Here is a 20405-nt window from a genome sequence, read left to right as displayed (position 1 = left end):
GCATGGCGGATAAGGCGGCAAGAATACCTCACTCTGGTCAGCACGCCATTGAGCCAGCTACAGTACAGGTTCTTCTGACCAGAGCTTCGTGCATGAATTTTTTGCGTCCTACACTGCTCACCCTCGCTTGCCTGTTCGCTACGCATGGCATGGCTGATGACCTGCCTTCACTTGGCGACGCCAGCTCCTCGATTGTCTCTCCCGAACAGGAGCACCGTCTGGGCCGTGCGTGGCTGGGGTTGCTGCGCGGCCAGGTGGCGCAGCTGTCAGACCCGCAACTCAAGGACTACGTCGAGACCTCGGTGTACCGCCTGGCCGAGACCAGCCAGGTTCAGGACCGGCGTCTTGAATTCATCCTGATCAACAGCCCGCAACTCAACGCCTTTGCCGCACCCGGCGGGATCATCGGTGTCAACGGCGGCCTGTTCCTCAACGCCCAGACCGAGGGCGAATACGCGTCGGTACTGGCCCACGAGCTGGCTCACTTGTCGCAACGCCACTTCGCCAGAAGCATGGAGGCCCAGCAGCGTATGCAGGTGCCGGTAATGGCCGCGATGCTGGCGGGTATTGTCATGGCTGCCGCAGGTGCCGGTGATGCCGGTATCGCAACCATCGCCGGCTCACAGGCGGCTGCAATCCAGGAGCAACGTCGCTTTTCGCGCCAGAACGAGCAGGAGGCCGACCGTATCGGCATTCTCAATCTGGAGAAGGCCGGTTATGACCCGCGCAACATGCCCACCATGTTCGAGCGTTTAATGCGTCAGTATCGGTTTGATGCAAGGCCACCGGAGTTTCTACTGACTCACCCGGTGAGCGAATCGCGGATCGCTGACACACGCAACCGCGCCGAGCAGGCCAAGCCTGGCGGCAAGGAAGACAGCCTGCTGTATCAACTGATGCGCGCCCGCGTTGCGTTGATATACGAAGAAACACCTGGTATCGCCGCCAAGCGCTTTCGTGCGCAACTGGTTGAAAACCCGAAATCCGATCCAGCTCGCTATGGTCTGGCCATCGCACAGATCAAGGGTGGGCAACTGAACGAAGCCAGAGAAACCCTCAAGCCATTAATCGAAAAAGCGCCAAACGACATCACCTATAATCTGACGCAGATCGACCTGGACATCACCAATAACCGCTTGGCCGATGCCCAGCAACGGGTCGATCGCATGCTGACGCTGTACCCTGGCAGCTACCCGCTCAATGATGTGCGTATTGACGTGCTGCTCAAGCAGAACCGCACCGCCGAAGCCGAAAAAAGCCTTGAAGCGCTGCTCAAGACCCGCCCGGATGATCCCGACATCTGGTACGTCGTGGCGGAAACCCGTGGCCTGAACGGCAACACCATCGGCCTGCATCAGGCGCGCGCCGAATATTTCGCACTGGTCGGCGATTTCCGTCAGGCAATCCAGCAACTGGACTTTGCCAAACGCCGTGCGGCCAACAACTTCCAGTTGGCGTCACGCATTGATGCACGGCAAAAGGATCTGATTGAACAAGAGCGGATGGTCAAGGACATGATGAACTGATGTCCGAATGAGAAAGCCCGACGCAAGCGTCGGGCTTTTTCATTACGGCTGTCAGGCATTGCCCGCTTGTCGCAAGCGCGCCGCTTGGGTGAAGTCCAGCATGCGCTGCAACGGGCGTACGGCGTTGGGGATCAGCGCCGGGTCAACGAATATCTCATTGCTACCCTCGCGCAGGCACTGCAAGGTGCGCTCAAGCGTATTCATCGCCATCCACGGGCAATGTGCACAGCTTCGGCATGCAGCGCCGTTACCGGCCGTAGGCGCCTCGATGAAGATCTTGTCCGGGCACAACTGCTGCATCTTGTAAAAGATGCCCCGGTCGGTGGCCACAATGAACGTCTTGTTGGGCAAGCGCTGCGCGGCGGCAATCATCTGACTGGTGGAGCCGACAACGTCAGCCAGCTCGATCACTGCTTCCGGCGATTCCGGGTGAACCAGAATCGCAGCCTCGGGATACAAGGCTTTCATGTCTTCAAGCTGCTTGGATTTGAATTCTTCGTGGACAATGCAGGCACCGTCCCACAGCAACATATCGGCACCGGTTTCACGCTGGATATAGCGGCCCAGATGCTTGTCTGGAGCCCAGATGATTTTCTCGCCGTTGTCCATCAGGCTTTCGACGATCTCCAGCGCGCAGCCAGAGGTCACTACCCAGTCCGCACGGGCTTTGACCGCTGCAGAGGTGTTGGCATACACCACCACGGTACGCTCCGGGTGCTGATCGCAGAACGCGGAAAACTCATCGACCGGGCACCCTACGTCAAGCGAACAGGTGGCTTCGAGCGTTGGCATGAACACGCGTTTTTCCGGGTTGAGAATCTTCGCGGTTTCGCCCATGAAACGCACGCCTGCGACCAATACAGTACTGGCAGCGTGGTTATTGCTGAAGCGGGCCATTTCCAGAGAGTCGGCCACGCAACCGCCGGTTTCCTCGGCCAGGGCCTGAATGACCGGGTCGCAATAATAGTGAGCGACCAGCACGGCATCCTGCTTCTTGAGTTCGGCAGCAATGTCGGCTCGGTAACGCGCCTGCTCTGCCGGGCTCAGCGCCTTGGGCTGCTTCGCATCGAGATGAGCCTGCACCAGGAAACGTTCGGAGATCTGTGTCATGTTCGCGGGACCTGAAGGCGCTAGAGCGCGAAAGGCAAGTTTACACCCGAAATACAGGCAATAAAAAAGCCGGAAACCCTTATCAACCAAGGCCCTCCAGCTTTACGCATACATCGCCTGACAAAGGCTGCGCCATGTGCAATCAAGCATATGGCTGATATTCAGTAAATATCGGCCCGACTTCTGAAGGCGCGCCGATTCTAACGCCAAAAAACCGATTTACCAGAAGTTTCTGGCTTGCCCATAGCCGATGAGAATCGTTCTTGAAACCGTCTAGAGATCCATTAAATAGCGAAACATGACAAAGAAATAATTTGTAGCGACTTTCTATTTGACACATCTCTAAAATATCTTAGTCGACCCAACATGGTTACTCACTATCACAGGTCTCATAGATGCCAGGTCCCCTACACTTCGCCATGCACACTTTTCGGCAGACCTCCTGGATGGCCGCTTCCGCGGCTATGTCACTGACCCTCATACTGCCCGCGCAGGCGGCCAGTGAGGCAGCCGTGGTGACGCCATGGGGCACTATAAGCGAGCCAACCAGCCCACCAGTCTGTAAGCAACTTCAAGCGCACCTGACTCCCAGAGACGGCTCGCTGGACAGCGCTGACGGTTCGGCGCTCGACTCCAGGCCTGACCAGGAGAATATCCAGAATGCAATCAATGGGTGTGCTGCCGGACAAGCCGTAAAGCTTGTAAAAGGTGACGGCGACAACTCGGCATTCCTCAGCGGGCCGCTGCAATTGAAATCCGGCGTCACGCTCTGGATAGACGAGGGCGTAACGTTGTTTGCGTCACGTAACCCCAAGGACTACGACAACGGCAAAGGCACTTGCGGCGTCACTACAGTTGCCAATCAGGATGCCTGCAGTTCACTGATTTCGGCCAAAAACACCCACTCCAGCGGCGTCATAGGCAAAGGCGTTATCAATGGTCGCGGCGGCAGTCTGCTTACCGCCGGGGCGAATGCCAATCTGCGCAGCTGGTGGGACCTTGTTTATCAGAAGACCTTGTCCAACGTTTATCAACAAAAGCCGCGCCTTATACAGGTCAGTGGCGGAACGGACTTCGTTATCCAGGGGCTGACGCTGCAAAACGCTCCGGACTTCAACATTGTGACTGACGGCGTGACCGGGGTGACTGTATGGGGGATCAAGATTCTGAATCCAAGCCGGGTCTACAGCGTAGAGGGCTACCACTGCCCAAGCGGCTCGACGCCCGACCAGAAGACCCCTGGGACCTGCTTTACCCCGGAAACCGTGAAGAACACCGACGGCTTCGACCCCGGTCAATCGAACAAAGTATTGCTGGCCTATTCCTACATCAGCACAGGTGATGACAACGTAGCGATAAAGTCCAGCCGAATCTCCGGCAGTCGGGACCTGATGTTCGCGCACAATCATTTTTATTATGGCCACGGCCTGTCCATCGGCAGTGAAACCAACGGTGGCGTACACAATGTCAGCGTTGTGGATTTGGCGGCAGATGGTAGAGACAGCCAGGACGGCATCGGACTGAGAATAAAGACGAGTGCCAAGAACGGTGGAAAGGTAGACGGTATCCGTTACGAAAACGTGTGCATGCGCAACGTCAAATTCCCGCTGGTGTTCGACACCAACTACGGCAGTGCCAGCGGAACCTCGTACCCTGATCTCAGCGACATCACAGTGAAGGGCTTCCACTACCTGAACAGTCCGCGATTCGGTGGCGGCAAAATGACCTTCGCCGGCTACAGTGACAATGGCCAGAAACGGCCGATTCTGATCAAGCTGGATAACGTTGTCTTTGACGGCACTCAACCAGCCTTCACAGCGCTTACCGCCACCCACTTCACAATTGGCCCAGGGCCGGTAAGCTTCTTCAACAAACTGGTGCCTTCGATAAAAGACGACGTCACGGTGTCCGGCAGTCCAGGTGACGGTGCCCCGGTCGATTGCACGGCAGCGTTTGTGCCGATGAAATCAGTGGTGCCTTGGGCTCCGTTTTAACGGACGTTTGTTGTCGGACAGCGCTGCGGGGGCTTGGAGTTCCCCGCAGATGGCTGCCAGCTTAAGGGCACGGGATGGCGGGTCATTCCGGCGCGTGCTGATCTGGGTACCTGAATAAAAGACAGGCAAAAAAAAACCTGGAAATCCGCATTTTCATGGGCCTTCCAGATTTTCGAAATGGTGGGTCGTGTGGGATTCGAACCTACGACCAATTGGTTAAAAGCCAACTGCTCTACCAACTGAGCTAACGACCCTCTGTTGTGTGGCGCGTATATTACTGATTTTTATCAGTAATTCAACACCTTTTTCAAAAAACTTTAAAAATAACGTGTCGGGTCTGCCATGCCGGCGGCTGTGAAGCCCTCGGCGCGCAGGCGACAGCTGTCGCATTTGCCACAGGCTCGGCCCTGGTCATCAGCCTGATAGCAGGAAACCGTCAGTGAGTAATCGACCCCCAAAGCAGCGCCTGCCTTGACGATGTCCGACTTGCTCAGGTTCTGCAGCGGCGCTCTGATTGTGAACCCCTGCCCTTCCACACCAGCCTTGGTCGCAAGGTTGGCCATGCGCTCGAACGACTCGACAAACTCGGGACGGCAGTCGGGATAGCCTGAATAGTCCACGGCATTGACGCCGATGAAGATATCCCGTGCACCCAGCACCTCCGCCCAGCCCAGCGCCAGCGATAGGAACACCGTGTTGCGTGCCGGTACGTAAGTTATCGGAATGCCTTCAGAGGGCGACTCCGGCACGGCGATGGAGCTATCGGTCAATGCCGAGCCGCCAATGCCGTTGAGGTTCAGGCCAATGACCTTGTGCTCGACTGCACCCAGATCGCGGGCAACGCGCGCTGCGGCATCCAGTTCGGCGCGATGACGCTGGCCGTAGTCGAAGCTCATGGTGTAGCAGGCGTAGCCTTCTGCGCGGGCCATGGCGACGACGGTTGCAGAATCCAGCCCACCGGACAGCAGGATCACGGCTCTTTTTTCGGTATTGGTCAATTCACTCATGTCAGCGCCCCGGCTCGTCATCCCAAAGAATTTTATGCAACTGCATCTGCAACCGTACCGGCAGATTGTCGGCAACGATCCAGTCCGCCAGATCACGACCTTTAAGCTCGTGGTGACTGGCAGAGAACAGGACTTCGCCCGCACGGCGCTCAAGACCGTACTGAATCAGCTTGGAGACGGCCCAGTCATAATCTTCGCGCGAGCAAATCACGAATTTTACCTGGTCATTTCTCGACAGCAGCTCGATGTTCTCGTAACGGTTACGCGAGACTTCCTTTGACCCAGGGGTCTTGAGGTCCACAACGCGACTTACACGAGGATCGACTGCCGAGATATCCAGCGCGCCGCTGGTCTCCAGTGAGACCTCATAGCCAGCATCACAAAGACGCTTGAGCAACGGAATGGCATTGGGCTGAGCGAGCGGCTCACCGCCGGTCACACAGACATAGCGAGGACGATAGGCCGCCACTTGCCCAACGATGTCATCCAGCGTCTGGATGGTCCCACCGCTGAATGCGTAGGCACTGTCGCAATACTGACAGCGCAATGGGCAGCCGGTGAGGCGGACGAATACGGTAGGCAGGCCAGCCGTACGGGTTTCACCCTGCAACGAGTGAAAGATTTCGGTGATGCGTAATGTGTCTTGCATATCAGCCACCGGCGTAACAGCTAAACAGGCCGTCCGCCTCCGTCAGGCACTTCAAAGGACCCTGCAATCGCAGAATCCGGAAAAGCGTAGGGTGTACCGGAATTTCGGGTGCGAGATTCTAACGAAAAAAGCCGCGACTAGCGCGGCTTTCTTGATCAGCGGGGTCAGAACATCAAAGACGCTGAAGATCTCGTTGCGCCAATTGTGCAGCTGAGGTGCCCGGATACTGGGCGACTACTTGCTGCAATATGCCTTTGACCTTATCGGTGTGACCGAGACGACGCTCGACGTCAGCCAGCTTGTACAGCGAGTCAGGCACCTTGGCATGCTTCGGATACTGCTGACTGACCTTGGCGAACGCCTGACCGGCACCCTGAAGGTCACCTTTGGCCAGATTCACTTCACCCAGCCAGTATTGGGCGTTGCCCGCGTACGAGCTGTTCGGGTATTTGCGCAGGAAAGCGGTAAAGGCCTGACTGGCCTTGTCGAAATCCTTTGCCTTGATCAAATCGAAGGCCGCTTCGTAATAAAGCTTTTCCTTCGCCGGGTCAGGAGGCTCGGTGCCTGCTGCCGGTGCCTGCTGAGCCGCTGAGGCCGAAGGCGTCCCACTGGCGTCGATAGCGCCACCAGAAGGTTGAGAATTATTGGTAGCCGGAGCGGCTGCGCCACTGGCTATGCGTTGATCGAGTTCCTGATAACGCTCCAGAGCTTCCTGCTTCATGCGCTGGATATCATTCTGCTGGACCTCGACAACACCGCGCAAACGCGCGATTTCGTCCTGCATTTGCTGCAATTGCATGAACAGCTGACCTTGTGCCGAGGCAGGGGCCGTGACCCCTCCCCCGGCATAGGCGCCGGACGTGCCATAACCCGCTGGCGGATAACTGCTGCTGCCAGAGCCAGAATTGTTATCGACCACAGGTGCCGCACCCAACGCTGAAAGCGGAAGGGCGAGGGCCAAAACGGTTAGAGCACGTCGGCACGTTCGCATGTCAAATTACTTACGCAGTTCGACGCGACGGTTTTGAGCCCAGGACTGCTCGTCGTTGCCGGTAGCAACTGGACGCTCTTCGCCGTAGGAAACCAGTTCCAGCTGAGCTGGGGAAACACCTTGCAGAACCAGGTAGCGTTGAACGGCTTTCGCACGACGCTCGCCCAGTGCCATGTTGTACTCGCGAGTACCACGTTCGTCGGTGTTGCCTTCCAGAACAACGCGAGCGCCGTTAGCTTTCATGTCTTTTGCGTGCACGTCCAGGGAGCGCATGGCTTCTGGCTTCAGGTCCGAACTGTCGTATTCGAAGTAGAAGGTAGTGATTGCGCGCAGAGCAGCTTCTTCGCTCAGGGAGCCGTCAACTGCACCAGTGTTGGCGCCGTAACCAGCGTTAGGGTCAACAGCACCGCCTGCACCGGCATTGTCGCCGCCTTTGGAAGAGCAACCTACAGCTACAGCCATGGCCAGAGCCAGCGCAGCAAATTTACCAAACTTCAGCATTTCCATCTTGAAACTCCTAATGAACCCCAGTGTGTTAAGCGAATCGTGTAGCGCCGCGTCAGTTCAGGTAAGGGGACCAGGAAGGTTCTCTGACTTCGCCTTGAGCGGTAGGAAGCGGGAGCCTTACGCGTCCATTAATGGACACGATCATCAAGACTCCCCGGCCCTGCTGGCGGGTGGCGTAGATTACCATGGTGCCGTTGGGCGCAACAGTAGGCGACTCATCAAGGTTGCTATCTGTGAGAATTTTTACGCTACCGCGGGCCAAATCCTGCACTGCCACCTTGAAATTAGTGAAGCCGTCCTGCCGGTGAATCATTACCAGCGTCTTTTCATCCGCTGACAATTTCGGGTTGGCGTTGTAGTTACCCACGAACGTTACACGTTCGGCACCGCCGCCATTGATGTTTGTCTTGTAGATCTGTGGCTTGCCGCCACGGTCCGACGTGAAGTATAGCGTAGACCCGTCCTTTCCGAAGAAAGGTTCAGTATCAATCGAAGAATCGTTGGTGACGCGGCTCAATTGGCGCGAAGCCAGATTGATTACGTAGATCTCCGGGTTACCGTCCTTGGACAGAACGAATGCCAGCTTGCTGCCATCCGGCGACCATGCAGGCGCGCCATTCAGGCCTTCAAAATTGGTGATCTGCTCACGGCGACCGGTATCGATGTGCTGAACAAAAATGCGCGGGCGCTTCTGTTCGAACGATACATAGGCAATACGCTTGCCGTCCGGCGCGAAACGTGGCGACAGGATTGGCTCACGCGATTGCAGCAGGGTTACTGCCCGAGCACCGTCGTAATCCGAACGCTGCAAGGTGTAACGCGTATTGTTCTCGGAGAAACGTTCGGCCGTCACGTAAAGCATGCGGGTAGAAAACGCACCCTTGATGCCGGTGAGCTTCTCGAACGACTGGTCGGCAATGTAATGCGCCATGTCCCGCAGTTGATCGTTGGTACCCGACACGTTACCGGTGAGAACCTGTTGCTCGGTGGCTACGTTAAACAGAGCGTACTGGATCTGCAGACGTCCGCCGGCAGGCGTGATGTTGCCGACCATGACGTACTGGGCACCCAGCGCTTTCCAGTCACGGAAAATGACTTCACTGGCCTGGGTCGGCAAGCTGATCATGTTCTGCTTTGGAATCGGCGCGTAATAGCCGGAGTTGCGCAGATCGTTGCTGACGATTTCCGCCATGTCTTCCGGCAGTACGTTACCGCCCTGCCATCCGAATGGCACAACAGCAATCGGTGCTGCACGGTCACTGCCGCTGGTGACCAGAATGTTCTTTTCTTCTGCCGACACCATTGCGGATGCGAAACAGAGAACGACCAGCAGTCCTCGAAAAAGGTTGATCACAAGGCTAGATCTCCAGGTGTGAATGTCATCTTGAATGAACGATAGGGAGCGAAGTCAGCCGGCTTCAGACCCTGCATTTCTGTCAAACGTCCAATGTTCTTCACCGCAGCAACCGCAGAGCTGTCGAACGGCCCGTCACCACTGGACTTGGCAATCGATACTGAACCAATCGTACCGTCCGGCAACATGCCAATCTGCAACGTTACCGACATGTTGTTACGTGCCGATGGTGGACGACTCCAGCCTTCGGAAGCCCTGACACGAATCAGGTCATCGAAACTGCCAGCCGTTTCATCGCCCCGCTCGTCAGCCAAAGCCTGTTGCCGTTCCGGTTTATCGGACAGCAAATCGGCCAGTGCCTGCGCCTTCTTGTCTTCAGCGGATTTGCGAGCTGCTTCCTGCGCCTTCTTGGCGGAATCTGCAGCAGCTTTTTTCTTCGCGTCCTCGGCAGCCTTTTTCTTGGCGTCTTCTGCGGCCTTTCTCTTGGCCTCATCAGCAGCCTGTTTCTTGGCTTCCTCGGCGGCAGCTTTCTTGGCGTCTTCCTCGGCTTTTTTCTTTGCCTCTTCTTCGGCCTTTTTCTTGGCTATATCAGCCTGCTGCTTCTCTTCAAGCTTTTGGGCGTCGGCAACCTTCTTGGCTTCATCGGCTTTCTTGGCATCGTCAGCCTTTTTGGCCTCCTCTGCTTTCTGTTCGGCCTTTTTGGCTTCGTCGGCAGCTTTCTGCTCTTCGGCTTTTTGAGCAGCCTCTTCTTTCTTTTGTTCCGCAGCTTTTACAGCTTCCTGTTTGAGCTGCTCGATCTTTTTCTGCTCCAGCTGTTCGACTTCAGTTTGTCGCGCAGCGGTTTTCTTCGCCTCACCGGCAATCTTCTGGTTGGTCTGGGTAGTGGCCTGGCTCTTGGACTTGAGCTGATAGAGCGTTGCCTGAACGATAGGCTTGGCTTCGGGCAGATCCGGAGTCATGGCAAAGCTGACGAACAGCATGCCAAAGATCAGAATATGCAATGCCACGGCCCAGACACTGGGCCAGAAGTAGCTTTCCGAGGCGGACGGCTCTCGAATCGGCTGCATCAGGGTGCCTCGGTAATCAAGCCAACATTCCCGACCCCAGCCTTCTGCAGCCCGCCCATCGTGCCCATGACCGAGCCATAATCGACGGTCTTGTCACCACGAATGAAAACCTGCGTCTGCTTGCCTGCGTCACGACCGGCAGCGACGATCTTGGTCACTGCGGCAGTCAGTTGCGGCAGGGTCATTGCCTTGTCCATCTGTTTGTCGGTATCGACTTCGCTGCCAAGGTTCCAGTAATAGGTCTTGTCAGCCTTGATCGAAATGGTCAGGACCTGATTGTTGTTGTCTTGCGGCAAAGCCTCGCTGGAGACCTTGGGCAAGTCGACTTTCACGCCCTGGTTGATCATGGGAGCCGTCACCATGAAAATCACGAGCAACACCAGCATCACGTCGATGTAGGGCACTACGTTCATTTCGGCGACCGGCTTGCGTTTTCTGCGACGATCTCGAGCGATTAAAGCCATGGGGAATTACCTGCTCACTCTTCGCTGGTGTGCACTTTACGGTGCAGGATGGCCTGAAACTCGTCAGCGAACGTGTAGTAACGGCTGATCAAGGTCTCACTGCGCGCGGCGAAACGGTTGTAGGCAATAACGGCCGGGATGGCTGCGAACAGGCCGATGGCCGTTGCAATCAGTGCCTCGGCAATACCCGGTGCCACGGTAGCCAGCGTTGCCTGCTGGGCAGTTGCCAGACCGCGGAAGGAGTTCATGATCCCCCAGACAGTACCGAACAGACCGACATACGGGCTGGTGGAGCCCACGGTCGCCAGATACGGCAGACCTGCTTCGAGCTTTTCTTCCTCACGGGAAATAGCTACACGCATGGCGCGCGCCACACCTTCCATGACCGCATCGGGATCGACACCGGACTGCTGACGCAGGCGGGAGAATTCCTTGAAACCAGCACGAAAGATCTGCTCTACGCCAGAGTCCGGATCGGGATTGCTGCCCGCCTGACGGTACAGCTTGGACAGATCGATACCCGACCAGAAACGCTCTTCAAAGCTATCCAGTGCGCGCCGACCTGCGCGCAGCATATTGCTGCGCTGAAAAATCACGATCCACGAAGTGACCGAAGCGGCCACCAGAATCAGCATTACCAACTGAACAACAATGCTGGCATTGCTGACCAAACTCCACATGGAGGAATGGTCGACGACGTTAGCTTCCACGCTTTATCTCCTGCTCTGAATGTATGCCCGCGCCGCCCTGGTCGGCAAAGGCCGCTCGCAGAGCTTCGGGAATGGCCCGGGGTTTAAAACTATCGGCGCGTACACACGCCACCAGGAACTGCCCTTCACAGAGCAACGTTGCATCCGACGCCCGCCTGATCTGCTGTTGAAAGCGCAGGCTGACACGGTTCAATTCGGTTACTTCTGCACTGACAAGCAACTCGTCATCCAGCCGCGCGGGCTTGTGATAACGCGCGTCACTGGAGTGCACGACAAATAAAAGGTTTTCCTGCGCCAGTTCGGACTGGGCAAAGCCCAATTCCCGCAGCCGCTCGGTACGAGCCCGCTCCATGAATTTCAGATAATTGACGTAGTAGACGATGCCGCCAGCATCGGTGTCCTCGTAATAAACGCGACAGCGATGTGCGAACGACTGAACCCCGTTTTGCGCGCGCATACTCTAGAGCTTACTCCTCAGGTTGCCAATCGGGCCAGGCAACTGTTTTTCAACGTTTTGCCACTTATTACCGGTATCGGCGGCAGGACTGGCAATGTGACCACGCCGACCGCAAATAAATTGCAAAACATTGCTATAAATCCGCCGGATCATCGACCACATCGTCCGCCACCGGCATCTCCCCCATCCTGGAGGGAATATTCAGCCCGAAATGCAGGTACGCATGACGGGTGACCACACGTCCACGCGGCGTGCGCATGATATAGCCTTGCTGGATCAAATAGGGCTCGAGCACATCCTCAATTGTGTGACGCTCCTCGCTGATGGCCGCCGCCAGGCTATCGACACCGACAGGCCCGCCATCGAACTTCTCGATCATGGTCAGCAGCAGACGCCGGTCCTGATGATCGAAGCCATGCTCGTCGACGTCCAGCAGGTTCAAGGCCTTGTCGGCGGTCTGCCGGGTGATCTGCCCATTGCCGCGCACCTCGGCGAAATCCCGTACCCGACGCAACAAACGGTTGGCGATCCGTGGCGTACCACGGGCGCGCCTGGCGATCTCGAAAGCGCCTTGCGGCTCGATGACCAGTCCCAGAATGCCCGCCGAGCGAGACACGATCGTCGACAGGTCGGCAATATTATAAAACTCGAGCCGCTGAACGATCCCGAAACGATCGCGTAATGGATTGGTCAGCATGCCCGCTCGGGTAGTCGCACCGACCAGCGTGAACGGTGGCAGATCAAGTTTGATAGAGCGCGCGGCGGGACCCTCACCGATCATGATGTCGAGCTGGAAGTCTTCCATTGCCGGATACAACACTTCTTCGACAATCGGCGACAAACGATGGATCTCATCGATGAACAACACATCGTTGGGCTCAAGGTTGGTCAGGATTGCGGCCAGATCACCGGGCCGCTCGAGCACCGGCCCGGAGGTGCTCTTGATCGAGACACCCATTTCCTGAGCGATAATATTGGCCAGCGTGGTCTTGCCCAGACCGGGCGGCCCAAAGATCAATGTGTGATCCAGCGCCTCATTGCGGCCACGGGCAGCCTGGATGAACAGTTCCATCTGCTCGCGTACGGTCGGCTGGCCGATGTAGTCCGCAAGGCTCAGTGGCCGAATCGCACGGTCCATCTGTTCATCACGATCACGGCCGCCAGCGGCGGTTATCAGACGGTCGGCGTCTATCACTTAACCCATCCCCTTCAACGCACGGCGAATCAGATCCGCACTGCTCAAATCTTTTTCCTTGATGGCGGAGACAGCCTTGCTCGCCTCCTGCGGCTTGTAACCCAGCGAAATAAGCGCGCTGACTGCGTCGGATTCGGCCGACGCCACAGGCTCGGCCTGATTCGGACCATTGGAAACCAGCGTAAAGGTGCCTGGCAAGGACTCCCAGGCCTTGAACCGATCCTTGAGCTCGACCAGCAGACGCTCGGCGGTTTTCTTGCCTACACCGGGAATACGAGTCAGCGCCGATGTGTCCTGCGCCTGAACGCAACGCACCAGCTCATCGACCTCCAGGCCCGACATCAACGCCAGCGCCAGCTTGGGGCCGACCCCGTTCAGTCGGATCAATTCACGGAACAGCTCGCGCTCGCGTTTTTCATAGAAGCCATACAGCAGATGCGCGTCCTCGCGGACCACCAAATGGGTGTGCAATGTCACTGTCTCGCCGACATGCGGCAACCGATACAGCGTCGTCATCGGCACTTCCAGCTCATAGCCGACACCATTAACATCCAACACCAGATGCGGAGGCTGTTTTTCGGCGAGAGAGCCGCGTAAACGTCCAATCACGTTTCAGATCCTTTCGTGTTGCCTGTCGCTTGCGCGAAGAAGAAATTGAACACAGTCATCGTAAAGACACAGGTCCTCGTGATTCAGTCACAGACGCAAACGGCCGCCGCGGCTGCGCGCGGTACTCAACCCGTGAGGAATCAGGCTGGAGCGCGTGTGCGCATGACACAGCGCGATAGCCAGGGCGTCGGAGGCGTCAATCTGAGGCTTCTGGGTCAATTTGAGCAAATGCATGACCATCATCATCACCTGCTCTTTATTGGCACCGCCAGTCCCTGCTACTGCCTGCTTGACCTGAGTGGCAGTGTACTCGGCAATTTCCAGCGCCTCCTCGGCACCCGCCACGATGGCCGCGCCCCTGGCCTGCCCCAGCTTCAGGGCTGAATCGGCGTTGCGCGCCATGAAAACCTTTTCGATGCCCATCGTCACCGGCCCGTAGGTCTTTATGACCTCACGCACCCCGCGATAAACGATCTGCAAACGTTCGTGCAATTCACCACTGCCGGTACGAATGCACCCGGAAGCGACGTAGACACAACCGCGCCCGGTGTCACGTACCAGGCCATAGCCGGTAATTCGAGAACCGGGGTCGATACCAAGAATAAGAGTCATAACGCCTGCAGCTTGAGAAGGTGACGCAAAACAATAGGTGCAGCATAAAGGCAGAAGCCGGAGGCCGATAGCTGCGTGATGCTCACAGCTTCGCTCCCCCGGCTTCTGACTCGGTGTTACCTGTCGGCGATCAGCCCAGTTGCTCCATCACGTCGTCCGGAATTTCCGCGTTTGAATAGACGTTCTGCACGTCATCCAGGTCTTCAAGCATGTCGATCAGCTTGAGGACCTTCTCGGCGGTCTCCAGATCAAGCACTGCACTGGTTGTCGGCAACATGACGATTTCTGCGTCGGAAGCCTTGAAACCTGCGGCCTCAAGAGCGTTACGCACGGCATAGAACCCGGAGAACGACGTAAACACATCGATCGAGCCATCGTCGTTGGTCACGACATCATCGGCGTCAGCTTCCATGGCAGCCTCGATAAGGGCATCCTCATCGACGCCGGCAGCAAAAGAAATCTGACCCTTGCGATCGAACAGGTAAGCCACAGAGCCGTCAGTACCGAGGTTGCCGCCACACTTGGTGAACGCATGGCGAACGGCAGCGGCGGTACGATTACGGTTGTCAGTCATGGTTTCGACCATGATTGCCACACCGCCCGGGCCGTAGCCCTCGTAACCCAGTTCCTCGACATCGTCACCGTCGGATGCGCCCACGCCTCGCGCGACCGCACGATCAATGGTGTCACGGGTCATGTTTGCACCAAGCGCCTTGTCCAGCGCCAAACGCAGACGCGGGTTGGAGCCAGGATCGCCGCCGCCCTGACGCGCAGCAACGGTCAGTTCACGAATCCACTTGGTGAAAATCTTGCCTTTCTTGGCATCCTGACGCTCTTTGCGGTGCTTGATGTTCGCCCACTTAGAATGACCTGCCATTTTTCGCTCCAGATTCTTTTTGAAACACCTTCACCTTTCGCCCTGAACAACGAGGCAAAAAGCTTCACTCAATAAGGGCAGATACAGGGCGTATCGACGATACGCCCTGCCCGGCATCACTCAGCCTTCGGCTGCTCGCGCAGACGGATATGCAGCTCGCGCAACGCTTTGGCATCGACAACGCCAGGCGCCTGGGTCATGACGTCGGCGGCGCTCTGGGTTTTCGGGAACGCAATCACTTCACGAATCGATTGCGCGCCGGTCATCAGCATCACCAGACGGTCCAGACCAAACGCCAGACCACCGTGCGGCGGAGCGCCGTATTTCAAGGCGTCGAGCAGGAAGCCGAACTTCTCCTGCTGCTCGTCTTCGGCGATACCCAGCAGACGGAAGACCGCCTGTTGCATTTCCTTGCGGTGGATACGAATCGAACCGCCGCCCAGCTCGGTACCGTTAAGCACCATGTCGTAGGCACGCGACAGCGCCGTCGCCGGATTGGCTTCCAGCTCTTCGGGCGTGCACTTGGGTGCCGTGAAGGGATGGTGCAACGCTGTGAAGCTGCCGTCGTCGTTTTCTTCGAACATCGGGAAGTCGACGACCCACATCGGTGCCCACTCGCACGTGTGCAGCTTGAGGTCGTTACCGATCTTGATGCGCAGCGCGCCAAGGGCTTCGCTGACGATCTTGAACTTGTCCGCGCCGAAGAAAACGATATCGCCATCGACCGCACCCACGCGATCAAGGATGACGTTCAGGTTGTCTTCCGGGATGAACTTGACGATCGGCGACTGCAAGCCTTCCGGCCCCTTCGCGCGCTCGTTGACCTTGATGTAGGCCAGGCCCTTGGCACCATAGATGCTGACGAATTTGGTGTAGTCGTCGATCTGGCTGCGCGCCATGCTGGCAGCGCCCGGCACACGCAGTGCGGCAACACGCCCCTTGGGGTCGTTGGCCGGACCGCTGAACACCTTGAACTCGACGCCGGTAAGCTGGTCGGCAACATCCACCAGTTCCAGCGGGTTACGCAGGTCTGGCTTGTCGGAGCCGTAGCGGCGCATGGCTTCTTCGAAGGTCATGTGCGGGAAATCACCGAACTCCAGGTCCAGCACTTCCTTGAACAGCTGACGAACCATCTTCTCGGTCAGACCGATGATGTCCTCTTCATTGAGGAAACTGGTCTCGATGTCGATCTGGGTGAATTCCGGCTGACGGTCGGCACGCAGGTCTTCGTCGCGGAAGCACTTGGCGATCTGATAGTAGCGGTCAAAGCCAGCCACCATCAGCAATTGCTTGAACAACTGAGGCGACTGCGGCAGGGCGAAAAAGCTGCCCGGGTGTGTGCGACTTGGAACCAGATAGTCGCGAGCACCTTCCGGTGTGGCGCGGGTCAGGATCGGCGTCTCGACGTCGAGAAAGCCGTTGTCATCCAGATAGCGGCGGATGCTGGTGGTGATGCGCGAACGCAGACGCAGCTTCTCGGCCATTTCCGGACGGCGCAGGTCGATAAAGCGATAACGCAGGCGTGTTTCCTCGCCGACGTCGGAATATTCATTCAGCGGGAATGGCGGAGTCTCGGACTCGTTCAGCACTTCGAGTTCGTAACCCAGAACCTCGATGGCACCCGACGCCATGTTCGCGTTCACGGCACCTGCCGGACGAGCACGAACCTTGCCCACGACCTTGACCACGTACTCGCTGCGCACGCGGTCAGCGGCGGCGAAGCTGTCGGCACGATCAGGGTCGAACACGACTTGAGCCATGCCTTCACGGTCGCGGATATCGAGGAAGATAACGCCTCCGTGGTCACGACGACGGTGGACCCATCCGCAAAGGGTAATTTCCTGGCCTTCCAGACTCTCGTTCAGTTGGCCGCAATAATGGCTGCGCATCATGATGGTGTTTTCACTTCTCGTAATTCGAATTCGGTGGCGCTTTCGCTCCTGGCTTGCGCTCAGTGGTACACGGCACCGGCACAAGACTAAAGCCAGCCCTGGCCCACGCAGAGTCACGCCCGCTAGGAAGACGGAGGATTATATAGAGTTAATTGGCACCGTGCAGCCGAACGAACCTATCACGGCCGGATAAGTTCGTGACCGCCCCCAGCTCGGTCGCGCTACGAGGGAAACGCAGGCACGCCGAAGCGGGCCTGCAGGAATGAGGGTGAAGACCACTCTAAACGTGGGTATTTTCCACGTGAGCATCCTTCAGCAGATGCGCAACACAGACAACGCGAATCAGACCGCTGAAGTTTTTTACACCTCCATGACGTAAGTGAACCTCTCGATCAATGTAGGACAATACCGCATTAACAGAACACTCATTGGAACTTGCAATGCCTGACAGAATGTTCCAATACACGTTCTCCAGGCGCAGGCAGGTGGCCAGACCATTTAGCCGAACGGATTTGGAATGAGGCTGCGCCAGGGTCATGTTGAAATTTTCGACAAAGGGGTCATGGCGTATCTCCACCTCCCGATGTAAAAACTTAAGCTCTCGCTCAGCACTTCGTAACATCATAACGATCACCTTCGAATCATAAACTTTAAACATTAAAAGAAATATTCAAAAACAAATAAATACCCTGATGTATAAAACATGATTCGAGATTTTATATCCAGCCGCTCTAATACTTTATCACTGTAGGAGATGGCTACAGAAATCAGCGGAATATCGTTTAACCCTGAAGGCATAATGAAGAAGAGCAAGGAATATGGCTGGATGATATGCGTGACAACGGGCGACGACCAAGCCTTCATGTGCCTGAGCGCTCAAGCAGCGGAGGCCAAAAAGGCGAAGATCAGGCGCTGCCTGCAAGGCAACATATGAAGAACAGGCGAGTGACGCTGAGCGTCACTCGCCCCGGTCGTTATTTCGACTCAAACATCGAGCGCAACATCCAGGCAGTTTTCTCATGAACCTGCATACGCTGCGTCAACAGATCAGCCGTCGGCTCGTCGCTGACCTTGTCGAGAAGAGGAAAGATACTACGCGCAGTACGGACAACGGCCTCTTGACCCTGAACCAGACTTTTGATCATATCTTCGGCACTTGGCACGCCCTCTTCTTCCTTGATGGAAGACAGGCGAGCATACGTCGAATAAGTGCCAGGAGCAGGGAAGCCCAACGCACGAATACGCTCAGCGATAGAGTCAACTGCCAGTGCCAGTTCGTTATACTGTTCTTCAAACATCAAATGCAGCGTGCGAAACATCGGCCCGCTGACATTCCAGTGAAAGTTGTGAGTCTTGAGGTAAAGCACATAAGTATCCGACAGCAGATGCGACAGACCGTCCACGATCGATTTACGATCCTCTTCACTGATACCAATATCGATTGCCATGTTTCATGCCCTTTTAGTGAGGATTGAAAAGCAGTAAAGACCACTACTCTATCAAGAGAACCCGAATGGCGCAGCTTTCCGTTGGTCGATGCCACAAACCTGCAACGATTCATGGACGTACCAGGGTGCTTTGCGACGCGTCACCACAGGTGCCACGGACAGAAAATTCCTGCACTTCCTCAATAGTCATCAGCAAAACCAGCCTGAACGCTCTGTTTCAACCCCTGTAGCGGCACGGGCTATCAAAGCAGGGCAGGCAGGAGGGCCGTTATTGATTGCTGATTTGAGTAGCATCAGGCTTTGCTGTTAAATACACGACGTGTCGCCAACGAGTTGCCATTCAGCGCTGGCGCATAGGCTGGCCCTGCGCCCGTGCATCACGCCTCATCTTGTTCAGAAGCGTACCGGGCGTTACCAGCTATTTCTTGTAATCCTTCTTGCATGTGAGCTTTTTAAAATGTTGAAAATCGTCCATCTGGTAACGGGAGCAGCAGCCCTGTTGCTCTCTTTCATACCTAGCCTGCGTAGTGAAGCGGTCTCTCTCTACCTGCAAAACCCTGACGCCATCTGCCTGGCATTTCTCGGGCTGCTTAACCTGATACTCGCTCCGGTAATCCCTTACTGGAATCGAGGCCCACGTCATAATCTGCAAAATCTGGTCAGTGCCCTGCTTGTCATTGCGGTAATCGTACAAACGCTGACCTTGCTCGTTCCTCTGCCCGGCATCGCAGGCCAACCGGCAATTCTGGTTAGCCTGAGCATCGCCATCGTGGCCGTCGCCTTGCACCTGGGCGTCAGCTTTTACAGGTCTTACACTCCATCCTCCGCACCTCAAAACCACGACATGGGAAATCGTGATACTGGCACCGTAAAGTGGTTCAACACCTCCAAGGGCTTCGGCTTTATCTCCCGGGATTCCGGCGACGATATTTTTGTGCATTTTCGTGCCATTCGCGGTGAAGGCCATCGCGTACTGGTCGAAGGCCAACGCGTCGAGTTTTCCGTGATGAACCGCGACAAAGGCCTGCAGGCCGAAGACGTTATTGCAGCCCTGCCCCGCCGCTGATTTTTTCGGGCAACAAAAAACCGCGACCCTCCAAAGGAAGTCGCGGTTTTTTTATGGCAACAGATCAATACTGAGGTGGCGGCGCTTCTTCCTCGAAGGTATCGAACTGACTGCCCATCTCCTCCTGACGCTTGATCATTGCTGCCATCTGCTGCTGTAGATGATCAAACTCGCGCCGCTGCTTTACCAGCACATCATTGAGTGCCTGAATTGTATCGTCCTGAAAGGCCATGCGGCTTTCCAGCTCCATGACTCGCTCTTCAAGGCTCATGACTGCTCCTCCTCAAATCGAAAATCATTCGTCAATACCGGCCTGAGCTGCCGGCAGATTGCCGAGAACTGCTCGTCGGTGTAAGCAACTGCAGCATGCTTGCCCCAGACGGGCGCAGGCCAGGCCGCATCGTCACGATTGCGCACAATTATGTGCATGTGCAACTGACTGACCACATTACCCAAGGCAGCAATGTTGATTTTATCCGCATCGAACAGCTCTTTCAGCACCTTGGCCAGAACACTGGTCTCCTGCCATAGCTGCAACTGATCTGCAGCGCTCAACTGAAACACCTCAGTGATATCAGCCCGACGCGGGACCAGAATGAACCACGGGTAATGACTGTCATTGGAGAGCAGTAACCGGCACAGCGGAAAGTCGCCAATGGGCAAGGTGTCTTGTTGAAGACGAGAATCCAGAACGAACACGATAAAAAACTCCTGACTGCCAGGTGAATGTACCTGCCCTGTCGGTAACAGGGTGCTGCGAGGTCCGCAGGATACTAGGGTTTGTCTGAAAAGTCGCCTTGGTTAAAATGATGTCCTCTGGTTGCCAAGAGGGCCATCATGACTGACCGTTATGAAATTTCATCTGATCGT

22 protein-coding genes and 1 tRNA gene are annotated in these 20405 nt (G+C 56.4%); 3 read left to right on the top strand and 20 right to left on the bottom strand.

Annotation, left to right across the window (positions count from 1 at the left end):
• Positions 1-92: 92 nt before the first annotated feature.
• Positions 93-1526 (top strand): M48 family metalloprotease, encoded by a 1434-nt coding sequence (locus AO277_RS24925; RefSeq protein WP_044317714.1) that lies wholly within the window; start codon positions 93-95, stop codon positions 1524-1526.
• A gap of 51 nt (positions 1527-1577) precedes the next feature.
• Here AO277_RS24925 and nadA read toward each other — a convergent pair whose 3' ends face one another.
• Complete coding sequence (nadA, locus tag AO277_RS24920) at positions 1578-2636, bottom strand: quinolinate synthase NadA (protein ID WP_002552585.1); 1059 nt, start codon at positions 2634-2636, stop codon at positions 1578-1580.
• Between the two features lie 395 nt (positions 2637-3031).
• Here nadA and AO277_RS24915 point away from each other — a divergent pair, with 395 nt between their 5' ends.
• Entirely contained in the window at positions 3032-4630 is a 1599-nt protein-coding gene (locus tag AO277_RS24915) for a glycoside hydrolase family 28 protein (protein WP_044317713.1), read from the top strand.
• A 178-nt stretch (positions 4631-4808) separates the two neighbouring features.
• Here the strand turns inward: AO277_RS24915 and AO277_RS24910 are convergent.
• The 17 genes from AO277_RS24910 to AO277_RS24825 form a co-directional block, all read right to left on the bottom strand.
• Positions 4809-4884 (bottom strand) — tRNA-Lys (locus tag AO277_RS24910).
• Between the two features lie 63 nt (positions 4885-4947).
• Complete coding sequence (gene queC, locus AO277_RS24905; RefSeq protein WP_002554648.1) at positions 4948-5637, bottom strand: 7-cyano-7-deazaguanine synthase QueC; 690 nt, start codon at positions 5635-5637, stop codon at positions 4948-4950.
• A 1-nt stretch (position 5638) separates the two neighbouring features.
• Positions 5639-6286, bottom strand: coding sequence for a 7-carboxy-7-deazaguanine synthase QueE (gene queE, locus AO277_RS24900; protein WP_044317712.1), 648 nt, complete (start codon positions 6284-6286; stop codon positions 5639-5641).
• Between the two features lie 172 nt (positions 6287-6458).
• A complete protein-coding gene (gene ybgF, locus AO277_RS24895) occupies positions 6459-7277 on the bottom strand; it encodes a tol-pal system protein YbgF (protein ID WP_054991767.1) in 819 nt (272 codons plus the stop codon).
• A 6-nt stretch (positions 7278-7283) separates the two neighbouring features.
• On the bottom strand, positions 7284-7784 hold the full coding sequence (pal, locus tag AO277_RS24890) for a peptidoglycan-associated lipoprotein Pal (protein ID WP_044317711.1): 501 nt from the start codon (positions 7782-7784) through the stop codon (positions 7284-7286).
• A gap of 52 nt (positions 7785-7836) precedes the next feature.
• The gene (gene tolB, locus AO277_RS24885; RefSeq protein ID WP_218962518.1) at positions 7837-9087 is read right to left on the bottom strand and encodes a Tol-Pal system beta propeller repeat protein TolB; all 1251 of its coding nucleotides are present in this window, start codon (positions 9085-9087) and stop codon (positions 7837-7839) included.
• Positions 9088-9134: 47 nt separating this feature from the next.
• Entirely contained in the window at positions 9135-10205 is a 1071-nt protein-coding gene (gene tolA / locus AO277_RS24880) for a cell envelope integrity protein TolA (RefSeq protein ID WP_044317709.1), read from the bottom strand.
• Positions 10205-10669, bottom strand: coding sequence for a protein TolR (tolR, locus tag AO277_RS24875; protein WP_002554654.1), 465 nt, complete (start codon positions 10667-10669; stop codon positions 10205-10207). The genes tolA and tolR overlap by 1 nt, the downstream gene beginning before the upstream one ends.
• A gap of 14 nt (positions 10670-10683) precedes the next feature.
• Positions 10684-11379, bottom strand: a complete 696-nt coding sequence (tolQ, locus tag AO277_RS24870) for a protein TolQ (protein WP_002554655.1) — start codon at positions 11377-11379, stop codon at positions 10684-10686.
• Positions 11369-11836 carry a tol-pal system-associated acyl-CoA thioesterase gene (ybgC, locus tag AO277_RS24865; protein WP_005733346.1) on the bottom strand — a complete coding sequence of 156 codons (468 nt, stop codon included), beginning with the start codon at positions 11834-11836 and terminating at the stop codon, positions 11369-11371. The genes tolQ and ybgC overlap by 11 nt, the downstream gene beginning before the upstream one ends.
• A gap of 133 nt (positions 11837-11969) precedes the next feature.
• Positions 11970-13031, bottom strand: a complete 1062-nt coding sequence (gene ruvB, locus AO277_RS24860) for a Holliday junction branch migration DNA helicase RuvB (protein ID WP_002554657.1) — start codon at positions 13029-13031, stop codon at positions 11970-11972.
• Positions 13032-13640 carry a Holliday junction branch migration protein RuvA gene (ruvA, locus tag AO277_RS24855; protein ID WP_004657901.1) on the bottom strand — a complete coding sequence of 203 codons (609 nt, stop codon included), beginning with the start codon at positions 13638-13640 and terminating at the stop codon, positions 13032-13034.
• Positions 13641-13727: 87 nt separating this feature from the next.
• Complete coding sequence (ruvC, locus tag AO277_RS24850; protein ID WP_044317708.1) at positions 13728-14252, bottom strand: crossover junction endodeoxyribonuclease RuvC; 525 nt, start codon at positions 14250-14252, stop codon at positions 13728-13730.
• A 130-nt stretch (positions 14253-14382) separates the two neighbouring features.
• Positions 14383-15129 carry a YebC/PmpR family DNA-binding transcriptional regulator gene (locus AO277_RS24845; RefSeq protein WP_004657903.1) on the bottom strand — a complete coding sequence of 249 codons (747 nt, stop codon included), beginning with the start codon at positions 15127-15129 and terminating at the stop codon, positions 14383-14385.
• Between the two features lie 116 nt (positions 15130-15245).
• Positions 15246-17021: an aspartate--tRNA ligase gene (gene aspS / locus AO277_RS24840; protein WP_002554661.1), complete on the bottom strand. Its 1776-nt coding sequence runs from the start codon at positions 17019-17021 to the stop codon at positions 15246-15248.
• A gap of 280 nt (positions 17022-17301) precedes the next feature.
• Positions 17302-17646, bottom strand: coding sequence for a ribbon-helix-helix domain-containing protein (locus AO277_RS24835; RefSeq protein ID WP_002554662.1), 345 nt, complete (start codon positions 17644-17646; stop codon positions 17302-17304).
• A 349-nt stretch (positions 17647-17995) separates the two neighbouring features.
• Positions 17996-18469, bottom strand: coding sequence for a Dps family protein (locus AO277_RS24825; protein ID WP_002554663.1), 474 nt, complete (start codon positions 18467-18469; stop codon positions 17996-17998).
• Positions 18470-18926: 457 nt separating this feature from the next.
• Between AO277_RS24825 and AO277_RS29480 the strand changes: the two genes are divergently transcribed.
• Positions 18927-19535, top strand: coding sequence for a cold-shock protein (locus AO277_RS29480; protein ID WP_002554664.1), 609 nt, complete (start codon positions 18927-18929; stop codon positions 19533-19535).
• Between the two features lie 64 nt (positions 19536-19599).
• Here the strand turns inward: AO277_RS29480 and AO277_RS24810 are convergent, their stop codons facing one another.
• On the bottom strand, positions 19600-19806 hold the full coding sequence (locus AO277_RS24810) for a SlyX family protein (protein ID WP_044317707.1): 207 nt from the start codon (positions 19804-19806) through the stop codon (positions 19600-19602).
• Positions 19803-20234 carry an HIT family protein gene (locus AO277_RS24805; protein WP_005733340.1) on the bottom strand — a complete coding sequence of 144 codons (432 nt, stop codon included), beginning with the start codon at positions 20232-20234 and terminating at the stop codon, positions 19803-19805. The genes AO277_RS24810 and AO277_RS24805 overlap by 4 nt, the downstream gene beginning before the upstream one ends.
• Between the last annotated feature and the right edge of the window lie 171 nt (positions 20235-20405).

The sequence above is a fragment of the Pseudomonas amygdali genome (genome assembly GCF_002699855.1).
Taxonomy (GTDB): Bacteria; Pseudomonadota; Gammaproteobacteria; order Pseudomonadales; family Pseudomonadaceae; genus Aquipseudomonas; species Aquipseudomonas amygdali.
Note: the sequence above shows the minus strand (reverse complement) of the source record. Positions and strands in the feature narration are given on the sequence as shown.